General features: G+C 29.7%; 12 protein-coding genes. 9 read left to right on the top strand and 3 right to left on the bottom strand.

Translation table 11 applies throughout. From position 1 onward, the window contains the following. Nucleotides 1–160: 160 nt before the first annotated feature. A complete protein-coding gene (locus tag ACQRD5_RS14975; RefSeq protein WP_291631550.1) occupies nt 161–349 on the bottom strand; it encodes a hypothetical protein in 189 nt (62 codons plus the stop codon). Nucleotides 350–639: 290 nt separating this feature from the next. On the opposite strand from ACQRD5_RS14975, the gene ACQRD5_RS14970 reads away from it, so the two are divergent. From ACQRD5_RS14970 to ACQRD5_RS14930, 9 genes are all read left to right on the top strand, one after another. After that, nucleotides 640–4,383 carry a phosphoribosylformylglycinamidine synthase gene (locus ACQRD5_RS14970; protein ID WP_320900739.1) on the top strand — a complete coding sequence of 1,248 codons (3,744 nt, stop codon included), beginning with the start codon at nt 640–642 and terminating at the stop codon, nt 4,381–4,383. A 244-nt stretch (nt 4,384–4,627) separates the two neighbouring features. Next, nucleotides 4,628–5,107, top strand: coding sequence for a 5-(carboxyamino)imidazole ribonucleotide mutase (gene purE / locus ACQRD5_RS14965; RefSeq protein WP_291630691.1), 480 nt, complete (start codon nt 4,628–4,630; stop codon nt 5,105–5,107). Next, on the top strand, nt 5,107–5,811 hold the full coding sequence (purC, locus tag ACQRD5_RS14960) for a phosphoribosylaminoimidazolesuccinocarboxamide synthase (RefSeq protein WP_291630689.1): 705 nt from the start codon (nt 5,107–5,109) through the stop codon (nt 5,809–5,811). The genes purE and purC overlap by 1 nt, the downstream gene beginning before the upstream one ends. A gap of 31 nt (nt 5,812–5,842) precedes the next feature. Beyond that, nucleotides 5,843–7,249, top strand: coding sequence for an amidophosphoribosyltransferase (gene purF / locus ACQRD5_RS14955; protein WP_294188873.1), 1,407 nt, complete (start codon nt 5,843–5,845; stop codon nt 7,247–7,249). A 21-nt stretch (nt 7,250–7,270) separates the two neighbouring features. Beyond that, a complete protein-coding gene (gene purM, locus ACQRD5_RS14950; RefSeq protein ID WP_291630685.1) occupies nt 7,271–8,272 on the top strand; it encodes a phosphoribosylformylglycinamidine cyclo-ligase in 1,002 nt (333 codons plus the stop codon). Next, complete coding sequence (gene purN, locus ACQRD5_RS14945; protein WP_291630693.1) at nt 8,260–8,871, top strand: phosphoribosylglycinamide formyltransferase; 612 nt, start codon at nt 8,260–8,262, stop codon at nt 8,869–8,871. Before purM ends, purN begins: the two co-directional genes overlap by 13 nt. Nucleotides 8,872–9,056: 185 nt before the next feature. Then, entirely contained in the window at nt 9,057–10,559 is a 1,503-nt protein-coding gene (gene purH, locus ACQRD5_RS14940; protein ID WP_291630684.1) for a bifunctional phosphoribosylaminoimidazolecarboxamide formyltransferase/IMP cyclohydrolase, read from the top strand. A gap of 158 nt (nt 10,560–10,717) precedes the next feature. Further along, nucleotides 10,718–11,971, top strand: a complete 1,254-nt coding sequence (gene purD, locus ACQRD5_RS14935; protein ID WP_291630682.1) for a phosphoribosylamine--glycine ligase — start codon at nt 10,718–10,720, stop codon at nt 11,969–11,971. A 235-nt stretch (nt 11,972–12,206) separates the two neighbouring features. Continuing rightward, nucleotides 12,207–12,356 (top strand): hypothetical protein, encoded by a 150-nt coding sequence (locus ACQRD5_RS14930; protein WP_291630680.1) that lies wholly within the window; start codon nt 12,207–12,209, stop codon nt 12,354–12,356. 52 nt (nt 12,357–12,408) lie between these two features. On the opposite strand, the gene ACQRD5_RS14925 is transcribed toward ACQRD5_RS14930, so the two are convergent. Next, nucleotides 12,409–13,137, bottom strand: coding sequence for an ABC transporter ATP-binding protein (locus ACQRD5_RS14925; protein WP_427747001.1), 729 nt, complete (start codon nt 13,135–13,137; stop codon nt 12,409–12,411). Further along, complete coding sequence (locus ACQRD5_RS14920; RefSeq protein ID WP_320628138.1) at nt 13,130–14,287, bottom strand: ABC transporter permease; 1,158 nt, start codon at nt 14,285–14,287, stop codon at nt 13,130–13,132. Before ACQRD5_RS14920 ends, ACQRD5_RS14925 begins: the two co-directional genes overlap by 8 nt. Nucleotides 14,288–14,310: the final 23 nt, after the last annotated feature.

Here is a 14,310-nt window from a genome sequence, read left to right as displayed (position 1 = left end):
TTACATTAGCTAATGTATTTTGTAATAATTGTTTATTCTCATCTTGTTCTACAGTATCAATAGCATCATTTAATAATTCTTGAGCATGATTGATATTACTTAATGCTTTTTTCAATTCATCTTTCGCATTAGGTCTATGTCCCATAAGAAAACACTCCTTTTAGTCTTTATATTTTCTAATAGCTTCTTGAGCAGCATCAACAGCACTACCTACAGCTTTAAGAGCTTCATGAATCTCATTTCTATTATAAGATTCTTCTGAATTTAAGTAGGCAGTATTTAAATGATTCTCACAATTACATAGTTCCTCAAGAGTGAGATTTAAATTATCTTTTGCATTTCTTTTCATGATTAACACCACCTTTTTTATATCTGTATTAGTATTTGCAAAAAAAATAAAATAAATATCAATAACAAATAAATTTTTAAAGGAAAAATAGGAAAAATATAAAAACAAAAGGGGAAATAAAATCTTACAATGTTCGCTATAGTACGAATTATACAATAAAAATCAAGGAAAATGTTGACAATGATATATTGGAATGCTAATCTTAAAGTATAAAATACGAAGAAAAAATAATTGTTATAAGAAAATGTTCGTATATATAAATTCTATTAACTTTGGAGGTATAAGAGTACATGGTGAGGTGTATATTTGTAGAAAAAAAAGACGAGTATGATGTAGAAGGTAAAAGCTTATTAGAAGATTTTAAAAATAACTTAGGTGTAAATGCATTAAAGTCAGTGAAACTAATTAATAAATATACATTAGGGGAAGTAAAAGAAGAAGATTATAAAAAAGCTCTTCATACTATTTTTTCAGAAAGAACAGTAGACAAGCTATATGAGAATAATATTGAGTTAAGGGAAGATGAAACAGCTTTTGCAGTAGAATATTTACCAGGTCAATATGATCAAAGAGCTGATTCAGCTTCTGAATGTTATGCAATATTGACTTCTGGAGAAAAGCTAGAAGTTAAGTGGACAAAAATAATAGTATTAAGAGGTAATTTATTAGAAGACGAGATTGATAAAATAAAAAAATATTATATTAATCCAGTAGATTCTAGAGAAGTTAAACTAGATAATTTAGAATTATATTCAAAACTTCCAAAACCAAAGGATGTAGAGATATTAAATGGATTTATAAATAAGAATGACATAGAAATAGAAAAATTTCATAAAGAAATGAGCTTAGCTATGAGCTTAGAAGATATTAAGCTTATAAGAAATTATTTTAAAGAAGAGGGAAGAGATCCAAGTATTACTGAAATAAGAGTTATAGATACTTATTGGTCAGATCATTGTAGACATACTACTTTTTCTACAGTAATAGAAAGTGTAAATATTGAAGAAGGACTATATACAAAGCCAATAGTGAAATCCTATGAAGCATATTTAAAATCCAGAGACTTTGTATATGGTAAAACTAATAGAGATCAAACTCTTATGGATATAGCTGTTATTACTATGAAGGAAATGAGAAAAAGAGGTCTTTTAGATGATTTAGATGTTTCTGATGAAATAAATGCATGTTCAATAAAAGTAAATATTGAAACAAATAAAGGAAATGAAGAATATTTAGTAATGTTTAAAAATGAGACTCATAATCATCCTACAGAGATTGAACCATTTGGTGGAGCAGCAACATGTCTTGGTGGAGCAATTAGAGATCCTTTATCAGGTAGAACTTATGTATATCAAGCAATGAGAGTTACTGGATGTGCTGATCCTACAGTTAGTGTTGAAAAAACGTTAAAAGGAAAACTTCCACAAAGAACTATTACATTAGGAGCAGCACATGGTTATAGTTCTTATGGAAATCAAATAGGACTTGCAACAGGTCAAGTTTCTGAAGTGTATCATCCAAACTATGTAGCAAAAAGAATGGAAGTTGGTGCAGTAATAGCAGCAGCACCTAGAGAAAATGTAGTTAGAGAAGAACCAAAAGCTGGTGATGTTGTAATTTTACTAGGCGGAAGAACTGGAAGAGATGGTTTAGGCGGTGCAACAGGATCATCAAAAGAACATACTGAAGATTCTATAAATGAATGTGGAGCAGAAGTTCAAAAAGGAAACCCAGTAGTTGAGAGAAAAATTCAAAGGCTATTTAGAAATAAAGAAGTAACAAAAATGATAAAAAGATGTAATGACTTTGGAGCTGGTGGAGTATCAGTAGCAATTGGAGAATTAACAAGAGGTTTAGATATAGATTTAGATAAAGTTCCTAAAAAGTATGAAGGCTTGGATGGCACTGAAATTGCAATTTCTGAATCTCAAGAGAGGATGGCCGTTGTAGTATCTGAAGATAATAAAGAAAGATTTATAGAATTATCAAATAAAGAAAATTTAGAAGCAGTACAAGTTGCTGTTGTTACAGATTCCGAAAGACTTAAGATGTTTTGGAGAGGCAATAATATAGTAGATATAAAGAGAGAATTTTTAGATACAAATGGAGCAAGACAAAGTACTAATATAAAAGTAAAGGCACCAGAAAAATATCCTTTCTTAATTAAAGATGATTTAAATGTAAAAGAAGAATGGTTAAATACATTAAGAAAGTTAAATGTTTCATCACAACAGGGCTTAGTAGAAAGATTTGATTCAACTATTGGAGCTGGAACAGTACTTATGCCTTTTGGTGGAAAGTATCAAAAAACACCAGCAGAGGGAATGGCAGCGAAGATTCCAGTATTAGATGGAGAGAGTAAGGATGCTACATTAATGACATATGGATTTAATCCAGAGATAGGAATGTGGAGTCCATATCATATGGCATATTATTCAGTTATTGAGGCTATAACAAAGCTTTCAGCTATGGGGGGAAATTATAAAAGATCAAGACTTACACTTCAAGAGTATTTTGAGAGATTAGGGAAAAATGAGATAAAATGGGGAAAACCATTTGCAGCTTTACTTGGGGCATATAAGGCACAAATGGATTTAGGAATACCTGCTATTGGAGGAAAGGATTCAATGTCAGGAACCTTTGGGGATTTAGATGTACCTCCAACACTTGTTGCATTTGCAATTGATGTAGAGAAATCAAAAAATATTATTTCATCAGAGTTTAAAAATACAGACTCAAAATTAGTTTTATTAATTGCAGAGAAAAATGATGATATGACATTAAAAATTGAAGAGTTTAAGAATAATTTAAAGAGACTTCATAAATTAATAAAAGAAGGAAAAGTTATTTCTGCATCAGCAATTAAAGCAGGTGGATTAGTAGAAGCATTAACTAAGATGACTTTAGGTAATAAAATTGGGGTAGAAATAGAAGGATTAAATAAAGAAGAATTATTTGGACTTAGCTATGGAAGTTTAGTTTTAGAAGTTAAGAACAATGTTGATGTAGATAATGAGTTTAAGGGTTGCGCTTATAAAGCAATAGGTAAAACTAATGAAAATGGGGCTATTATTTTCAAAGAATATGATATTAATTTTGATATTAATGATTTAGAAAAAATACTAGAAGAAAAATTATCTGATGTATTTAAGATAAAAACTGAAGAAAAGAAAGAAAGTATAAAATTAAATTTATTTGAAACAAAAGAAATAAAGAAACCTACTATTAAGATAGCTAAGCCAAAAGTATTTATACCAGTATTTCCTGGAACAAACTGTGAGTACGATAGTGCTAGAGCCTTCAAAAAGGAAGGGGCAGAAGTTACAGAGCTTGTATTCAATAATATGAACAAGGAATCTTTGAATGAATCTATTTTAAAGATGGAAGAGATAATAAGAAAAAGTCAAATTATTATGTTACCTGGAGGGTTTTCAGCTGGCGATGAACCAGATGGATCAGGTAAATTTATAGCAAATGTATTTAGAAATGAAAGAATTAAAGATGCTGTAATGGACTTATTAAAAAATAGAGATGGTCTAATGTTAGGAATATGCAATGGCTTCCAAGCACTGATTAAACTTGGGTTAGTACCTTATGGTGAAATAGTTGATATTAATGAAAATATGCCAACATTAACTTATAACGAGATTAATAGGCATATGAGTTCAATTATAAGAACAAAAATCACTTCAAATAAATCACCTTGGTTTAGTGAAGTAAATTTAGGAGACATACATTCAGTTGCCATTTCTCATGGGGAAGGAAGATTTGTAGCACCTAAAGAAGTATTAGAACAATTAAGTAAAAATGGACAAATAGCAACTCAATATGTCGATGTAAATGGAAATATATCTATGGACATGCCGTATAATCCAAATGGTTCAATGTTAGCTATAGAAGGAATAACAAGTCCAGATGGAAGAATTCTTGGTAAAATGGGTCATTCAGAAAGAATAGGAGAGGATCTATATAAAAATATACCAGGAAACTTTGATCAAAAGATATTTAAAGCAGGAGTAAATTACTATAAGTAAGGCTCCAAATCTATGATTTGGCTTAGCCGAACTTACACCTATGAGCGAAGCCGAATAGGTGTTACCTAAATTGGCTCCAAATCTATGATTTGGCTTAGCCGAACTTACACCTATGAGCGAAGCCGAATAGGTGTTACCTAAATTGGCTCCAAATCTATGATTTGGCCTAGCTGAACTTACACCTATGAGCGAAGCCGAATAGGTGTTACCTAAAATAATGCATTAAATGAAAGGTGGTTTTTATATGAAGGTAGCGATATTTTTTGGAAGTAAATCTGATACTGATGTAATGAAAGGAGCAGCTAATTGTTTAAGAGAATTTGGTGTTGATTTTAAAGCATACATATTATCGGCACATAGGGTTCCTGAAAAATTAACTGAAACACTAAGAGAAGCAGAAGAAAATGGATGTGAGGTAGTTATTGCAGGAGCAGGTCTTGCAGCACATTTACCAGGTGTTATAGCATCTCAAACAACTATGCCTGTTATAGGAGTTCCAATTAATGGTGCAGTTGAAGGTATGGATTCTTTATTTTCAATAGTACAAATGCCAAAATCAATTCCAGTAGCTACAGTAGGAATAAATAATAGTTATAATGCTGGAATGCTTGCAGTTCAAATGCTTGCTATAAAAGATAAAGAATTAAGAGAAAAATTAAATAAATTCAGAATAGATATGAAAAAGAAGTTTATAGAAGAAAATGGAGAAGGAGTAGATTTATAATGGAAAAATTAGAAATGATGTATGAAGGAAAAGCAAAGAAGATATATGCTACAGATAAGGAAGATGAAGTTATAGTTTATTATAAAGATGATGCTACAGCTTTTAATGGAGAGAAAAAGGGACAAATAGAAGATAAAGGAGTTTTAAATAACGCTATTACTTCAATGATATTTGAAATGCTAAATGAAAATGGAATCAAAACTCATTTTATAAAGAAATTAAATGAAAGAGAGCAATTATGTAAAAAAGTTGAGATAGTTCCATTAGAAGTTATAGTTAGAAATGTAGCAGCAGGTTCAATGGCAAAGAGACTTGGACTTCAAGAAGGATTTGAGCTTAAAACAACAGTTTTTGAACTATCTTACAAGGATGATTCACTTGGAGATCCATTAATTAACGATTATCATGCAGTTGGAATTGGTGCTACTACCTTTGAAGAATTAAATAAGATTTATGAAATGACTGCTAAGATAAATGAAATTCTAAAGGAATTTTTCATTAAACAAAATATTAGACTTATAGATTTCAAATTAGAATTTGGTAGATACAATGGAGAAATTTTATTAGCAGATGAAATATCACCAGATACATGTAGATTCTGGGATGCAACAACAGGAGAAAAGTTAGATAAGGATAGATTCAGAAGAGATTTAGGTAATGTAAAAGATGCTTATGTAGAAATACTAAACAGAATGCAGAAATAATACATTATTAATTATTTACGGGGGTGTTTTTTTGAATTCAAATTTAATACTGGATCCAAGTAATGACAAATTTAAAGATGAATGTGGTGTGTTTGGAATATATTCTAATAAACCTATGGATGTTGCATCTATGGTATATTATGGACTATATGCTCTTCAACATAGAGGACAAGAAAGTGCAGGTATAGCTGTTTCAGATGGAGAGACTATAAATATTCATAAAGGAATGGGTCTTATTACAGAGGCTTTTTCTAAGGAAAATTTAAATGAGCTTAAAGGCTCTATATCTATTGGACATGTCAGATATTCTACAAGTGGTGATACTAGAATTGAAAATGCACAACCATTACTTAGTCAATCAAAGCTTGGAGCAATAGCTATGGCTCATAATGGAACTTTAGTAAATGCAGATGTAATAAGAGAATTATTAGAAGATGGAGGACATATATTTCATACTTCTATAGATTCTGAAGTAATAGCTAATCTTATAGCAAGAGGTGCTAAAAAAGGAATAGAAAGAGCAATATTTGATGCTATCCAAGCGGTCAGAGGATCTTTTGCTATGGTTATATTAACAGAAGATAAACTAATAGGAGTTAGAGATCCACATGGAATAAGACCTTTATGTCTAGGGAAATTTGAAGATGGATATGTGTTGTCTTCAGAAAGTTGTGCATTAGATGCAATAGGAGCAGAATTAGTTAGAGATATTGAACCAGGAGAAATAATTATAATAGATGATAAGGGTATTAAATCCTATAAGTATTCTGAAAATACACAATGTCAAACTTGTGCCTTTGAATATATATATTTTGCTAGACCAGACTCTACTATAGATGGTCTTGATGTTCATTATACAAGAGTAAGAGCTGGTGAAGAGTTATATAAAGAGCATAAAATAGAGGCAGATGTAGTAGTTGCAGTTCCAGATTCAGGTATACCAGCAGCAATAGGATATTCAAAAGCATCTGGAATACCATATGATACTGGTTTTGTAAAAAATAGATATGTAGGTAGAACCTTTATAACACCATCTCAAGAAATAAGAGAAAAGGCGGTAGCAGTTAAGTTAAATCCATTAAAGGTAAATATAAGTGGTAAAAGGGTTATATTAATTGATGACTCTATAGTAAGGGGAACTACTTCAAAGCACTTAGTGGATTCCTTAAGAAGAGCTGGAGCTAAGGAAGTACACTTTTTAGTTGCTTCTCCAATAGTTAAGTTTCCTTGTTATTTTGGTATAGATACTCCCTATAGAAGTCAACTAATTGGAGCAGAAAAGTCTATAGAAGAAATTAATGAAACTATAGGAGCAGATTCATTAGGATATTTAAGCATGGAAGGAATGTATAAGTGCTTTAAAAATGATTGTGAATATTGTGTTGGATGCTTTAATGGAATTTATCCAGTAGCAACTCCTATAGAAGGAGCAAAATAACTCTGAAAGGTAGTGTGTGAAATGATAACTTATAAAGAAGCTGGAGTAAATATAGAAGAGGGATATAGATCAGTTAAATTAATAAAAGAATATGCAAGCAAGACTATGAGTGAATATGTGTTAAATGGACTTGGAAGCTTTGCTGGAATGGTTGAGCTTCCAGAAGGATATAAAAAGCCAGTTTTAGTATCAGGAACAGATGGAGTTGGTACAAAACTTGATATTGCATTTAAAACTAAAAAGTATGATACAGTTGGAATAGACTGTGTAGCAATGTGTGTTAATGATATTTTATGCCATGGAGCTAAGCCATTATTTTTTCTTGATTATATAGCTTGTGGAAAACTTGAAGCAGAAGTAGCGGCAGATTTAGTTAAAGGAGTATCAGAAGGATGCATACAAGGGGAGTGTGCATTAGTTGGTGGAGAAACTGCAGAAATGCCAGGTTTTTATAGAGATGGAGAATATGATATGGCTGGATTTGCAGTTGGAATAGTAGATAAAGATAAGATAATTAATGGAAAAGATATTAAAGTAGGAGATAAACTTATTGGTATTTCATCTTCAGGATTACATTCAAATGGATACTCTTTAGTAAGAAAATTATTTACAGACTTAAATGAAGATATAGGTGGTAAAGAGGCATGGAAAACCTTAATAACACCTACAAAAATTTATGTGAAACCAGTTTTAAAATTACTCGAAAGCTTTGAAATAAAAGGAATGGCTCATATTACAGGGGGAGGATTTATTGAAAATGTCCCAAGAATGTTCAGTTCTAAAGAATTAACAGCTGTAATAAATAAAGATAGTTATCCATTACCTTTAATATTTGAAAAAATAATAGAAAAAGGTGTAGATAAAGATCATATGTATAATACTTTTAACATGGGAATCGGATTTGTATTATGCGTTAATGAAGAAGATGTGGATCCTATTATAAAAGCATTGATTGAAATGGGAGAAAGAGCTTATGAAATAGGTTATGTAACATCTGGAGGTGAGGGTTGTTGTTTAAGATAGCAGTACTTGCATCAGGGGGAGGAACCAACCTTCAATCAATAATAGATTCTATAGATAATGGAAGTTTAAACTGTAAGATAGAAATGGTTATAGGAAGTAAAGAAGGAATATACGCATTAGAGAGAGCGAAAATTAAGGGGATAAAAAGTTATATAATATCTAAAGAGAAATACGGAAATAAAACATCTGATAAAATTTTAGAATTAACTAAGGGGAAGGTTGATTTAATAGTTTTAGCAGGGTATCTTTCAATACTTGAAGGAAATTTATTGAAAGAGTTTAAGGATAAAATAATTAATATTCATCCATCATTAATACCAAGTTTTTGTGGACCTAAGATGTATGGATTAAAAGTACATGAAGCAGTAATTAATTCAGGAGTTAAATTTACAGGGTGTACAGTACATTTTGTTAATGAAGAAGTAGATGGGGGAGCAATAATTCTTCAGGAAGTTGTACCAGTATATTTTGAGGATACTAAAGAAGAACTACAAAAAAGAGTTTTAGAAAAAGAACATATTTTATTGCCAAAAGCAATTGAATTAATAAGCAAAAATAAAGTTCAAATTATAAATGGAAAAACAAGAATAAGTGAATAGTGAAGAAGTAATAAGTAATAAGTAATAAGTAATAGTGAAGAAGTAATAAGTAATAGTGAAGAAGTAATAGTTTATGAAATAACTCAACTTTGTTGAGTTAGAAATTAAAGAGATTCGGAAGGAATTTTAATAACAATTACGTATTACGCATTATGAATTATCCATTAAGTAGGAGGGATTTTTATATGATAAAAAGAGCTTTAGTTAGTGTTTTTGATAAAGATGGTATTTTAGATTTTTCTAAGTTTTTGCAAGAAAAGGGAGTAGAAATAATATCTACAGGTGGAACATATAAGCATCTTAAAGATAATGGAATTAATGTAATAGAAGTTAATGAAGTTACTAATTTCCCAGAGATGCTAGATGGTAGGGTTAAAACCCTTCATCCAATAATACATGCAGGTATTCTTGCTATAAGAGATAATGAAGAGCATATGAATACAATTAAGGAAAGAAATATAGAAACTATAGATATGGTAATAGTTAATTTATATCCTTTCTTCCAAAAGGTTAGAGAAAATTTGAGCTTTGATGAAAAAGTAGAGTTTATTGATATTGGTGGACCTACTATGCTTAGAGCAGCTGCAAAAAACTTTAAGGATGTTATTGTAATATCTGATAAAGAAGATTACAAATTAGTTATAAATGAAATTAATGAAAGTGGAGATGTTTCTGTAGCATTAAGAAAAAAATTAGCAGGAAAAGTATTTAATTTAATGAGTGCATATGATGCAGCTATATCTAACTTTTTACTTGAAGATGAAGAGTATCCAGAATACCTTTCAATTTCATATAAGAAAAAACAAAGTTTAAGATATGGAGAAAATCCACATCAAAGTGCAGCTTATTATAGCTGTAATGAATTTGATGGAGCAATGAATAGTTTTGAAATATTAAATGGTAAGGAATTATCTTACAATAATATAAAAGACTTAGATATTGCTTGGAAGGTTGCCTGTGAATTTGATGAAGTTGCTTGTTGTGGACTTAAGCACAATACTCCTTGTGGAGTTGCAATAGGAGAAACTCCTTATGAAGTTTATAAAAAAGCTCATGATGCAGATCCAACTTCAATATTTGGAGGTATAGTCGCAATAAATAGAAAAATAGATAAAGCTACAGCAGAAGAAATGGTTAAAATATTCTTAGAAGTAGTAGCAGCTCCAGATTATGATGAAGATGCTTTAGAAGTATTAAGAAGTAAAAAGAATTTAAGAGTAATAAAATGTAATAATAAACCTAATGCAAAAAAATATATGGTAACTGTAGATGGAGGAATTTTAGTTCAAGAAGAAGATACTAGATTAATAGAAGATTTAAAAGTAGTTACTGAAAAATCACCTACAGAAAAGGAAATGAAAGATTTATTATTTGGAATGAAAGTAGTAAAATATGTTAAATCTAATGCAATAGTTGCAATAAAAGATGGAGTAGCAGTAGGAATTGGTGGCGGACAAGTTAATAGAATATGGGCAACAGAAGAAGCACTTCAAAGAGGAAAAGGTGCTACAGTATTAGCATCAGATGCCTTCTTCCCATTTAGAGATGTAGTAGATGAATGTGCTAAGAATGGAATTAAAGCTATAATTCAACCAGGTGGATCAGTAAGAGATCAAGAGTCAATAGATGCTTGTAACGAACATGGAATATCAATGGTATTTACAGGTATAAGACACTTTAAACACTAATCAAAGATTAGTGTAATGAAGAATGAAGAATGAAAAATGTAGAATTGTGGAAATAACTCAACGTAGTTGAGTTATTATATTCAGGAAATTCCCGTGGAATTTCAACAATAATTCTACATTCTACATTTTACATTTTTAATTTTCTAAGGGGGATTTTTATGAAAATTTTATTAATTGGATCTGGTGGTAGAGAGCATGCATTAGCATGGAAATTAGCTAAGAATAATAAAGTGGAGAAAATATATGTGGCTCCTGGAAATGGTGGAACTGCAATAGAATATAAATGTGAAAACGTAAATATAGATGTAAATGATATAGAGAAACTATTAGAATTTGCTAAAAATAATTGTGTTGACTTAACAGTTGTTGGGCCAGAAGATCCATTAACTAAAGGAATAGTAGATAAGTTTAAAGAAAAGGGACTTAAAATTTTTGGACCAAGTGAAAAAGCTGCACAGCTTGAAGGTAGTAAAAGTTTTTCAAAAGATTTTATGAAAAAATATGGTGTTAAAACTGCAGAATATGAAGTTTTTTATGATTCTGATAAAGCTTTAGAGTATTTAGAAGTATGTAATTATCCTATAGTAGTTAAGGCAGATGGATTAGCAGCTGGAAAAGGTGTTTCTATTTGTGAAAGTAAAGAAGAGGCAATAAATGCAGTAAAATCATTTATGATAGATGACATATTTAAAGGCGCAGGACAAAAAATAGTAATAGAAGAATTTTTAGAGGGAGTAGAAGCATCTATTCTTTCTATTACGGATGGTAAAACTATAGTTCCATTTATTTCAGCAAAAGATCATAAACAAATCTTTGATGGTGGAAAAGGACCTAATACTGGTGGAATGGGTGTTTTAGCACCAAATCCGTATGTGACAGATGAGGTTTTTAAAGATTTTGAAGAAAATATTATGAATAAAACCTTAATAGGCATAAAAGAAGAAAGATTTGATTTTAAAGGCATTATATTTTTTGGAGTTATGATAACTAAAAAAGGTGCATATCTTTTGGAGTATAATGTAAGAATGGGTGATCCAGAAACTCAATCTGTTCTTTATTTAATGGAAAGTGATTTACTTGAAGTTATAGAAGCAGCACTAAGCGAGGAACTATATAATTTAGAAATTAAATGGAAGCCTGAAACTTGTATAAATGTAGTATTAGCTTCTAAAGGTTATCCAGGTTCTTTTGTTAAGGGTTATTCAATAGATATTAAAGAGGAAGTTAAGGATAAGGTTTTTATAGCAGGTGCAAAGCTTGAAGATGAAATATTAAAAACTAATGGTGGAAGAGTATTATCAGTAGTTGGTGTAGGAAATACTATTGAAGAAGCTAGAGAAGATGCATATAAAGCTATTGAAAAAGTTAATTTTAAAGATAAATATTATAGAAATGATATTGGGATAGTATAGAAATCAAATATAAATTTTTTAGTTATAATTAAAAATTGAAATACTAATAACCTCTCACAATTATAAATAAGATGAGAGGTTTATTTTTATTTTTTGCTCTGTTTTAAATTGGTGTTGATAATAGAGGGTATAAATTCACTAAAAAAATAATAATTAGATTTTGTAATAAATACTTATGTTTTTCTAAATAATAAATATGTAGAAAAATATAAGTTTAGTTTTATTGGAGGAAAGTATGAATAGAGAAAATAAAAATCAAGCTTATTCTAGAGCTAAAGAAATGCTTATAGCAGGTGAATCTTGGGATAAGATAATGGAAGAAACAAGATTAAGACAAAAGGATTTGAAAAGAATTCAAGCTTCAGAAATAAGTCCTAAATTCTAATAAAAAAATTGGAGCTGATACACTAAAAGTAGTGCTCAGCTCCATGCATTATTTAAGCCGTTCTTATTTTTTTATCTATAGCTTCTATAATTTCATTAACTATTTTATCTTGAATAATTCTTCCATCTTTAATTTCAATTATTCTATCAGCTTTTTGAGCTATCCTATCATCATGAGTTATAATAATAAATGTAGTATTAAATTTCTTATTTATATCTCTCATAATATTATATATTGTTTTACTTGATTCTGAATCAAGGTTACCAGTAGGTTCGTCAGCTAATATTATTTTAGGATTATTCATTAGTGCCCTTGCAATAGCAGTTCTTTGTTGCTGCCCGCCTGACATATTAACTGCAAGATTATTTTTAACTTTAGATAATCCAACTAAGTCTAATAAATATTCAGCTCTTTGAATAACTTCTTTTGAAACCTTTGATGATTTAATTTTATAAGGCATTAATACATTTTCAAGAGCAGTAAATTCATGTAAAAGGTAATGAAATTGAAATATGAATCCTATAGTTTCGTTTCTAAGCTCTGCAAGTTCATTTTTCTTAAGTGTGTCTGTTCTTCTAGAATTTATATATACTTCTCCAGTAGAAGGTTTATCTAATGTACCTATTAGATTTAATAAAGTACTTTTACCACTTCCAGATGCTCCTATAATTGAATTAAATGTACCTTCTTCAAATGATAGATTAACATCGTGTAAAACTTGAGTTTTAACCACATTTCCGAAATATTTATTTATATTATTTAATGATACTATTTTAGCCATTTTTAATTACCTCCAATAAATTAAGTTTTGATGATCTTCTAGCAGGTATTAATGCTGCTATTGTTGATGATAATACAGCAATTACTGCTGAGAAAGCTATAAATTTAAAGTCAAAGAATAGTTTTACTACAGGTGTTCCATCAGGATTTAATGCAAATTTACTAAACATAAATCCTAGTAATAATCCGAGTGCAACACCTATAAAAGCACCAATTACACCAAGTATTAAGCCTTGGAATAAAAATATTAAACTTGCATCTTTATCTTTGATTCCCATTGTTTTTAATATTCCTATTTGCTTAGATTTTTGAAGAACAGTTATTGCTAATACACTTGCAATTCCTAGAACTACTGAAATTAATACAAAAACTTGTATCATTATGCTTGAAACGCTTTGTCCGTTTAGTCCACTTAATAATTCAGCATTATCATCTTTCCAATTAGTTACTTTTAAATCATTACCAAGAGTTGAAGATAGATTACTAGCTATAACATCTGCATTAAATAAATCAGTAGTTTGCATTTCTAATGTAGTAACAGTATCTCCTAATGAAAAAATTTCTTGGGATGTAGAAAGTGTTGTTAATAACCAAGACTTATTAAGAGATGCTACTCCTAAGTCATAAAACCCAACTACTTTTAAATCTGTTGTTGCCCCTTTATTTGAAGTTATTGTGATGTAATCATTTATTTGAACTCCAAGTTCATTTTGAAGTTCTTTACCAATTATAGTTTCATAGTCATTTGTAGCTTCTTTCCCTTCATAAATTCGTTCCTTTATATTATAAATTTTATCAGAATCATCAATATTCATTCCTCTTAATAAAACTGAAAAATTATTATCGGTAGTTTTTATTAATGCAGGATTATCTGCTGATAAAGATAAATTAGTAATACCAATATTTTCATTATCAATTTTGGATTGAATATCACTATAGTCACTAATTAATTTATCATCTTTTGTAGAAGTTATTTTTATTTCGGGAGAATTCCCTATGGTTTTGTTTACTAAACCAATTTGTAAGCTGTCTATAAGAGTTCCTATAAAAATTTGTACAGATACTCCTATAGCTATTCCAATAGCAATTAATAAAGTTTGCCCTTTACTAGAGCTTAAAAAACGTAAAGATATTTTAAATGGTAGTTTCATATTATTTCCTCCTAAATTTTCAT

Source organism: Clostridium sp. SGI.024 (assembly GCF_050315195.1).
Taxonomy (GTDB): domain Bacteria; phylum Bacillota; class Clostridia; order Clostridiales; family Clostridiaceae; genus Clostridium.
The sequence above is the reverse complement of the archived record's forward strand: the minus strand, read 5'-3'. Positions and strand labels throughout refer to the sequence as shown.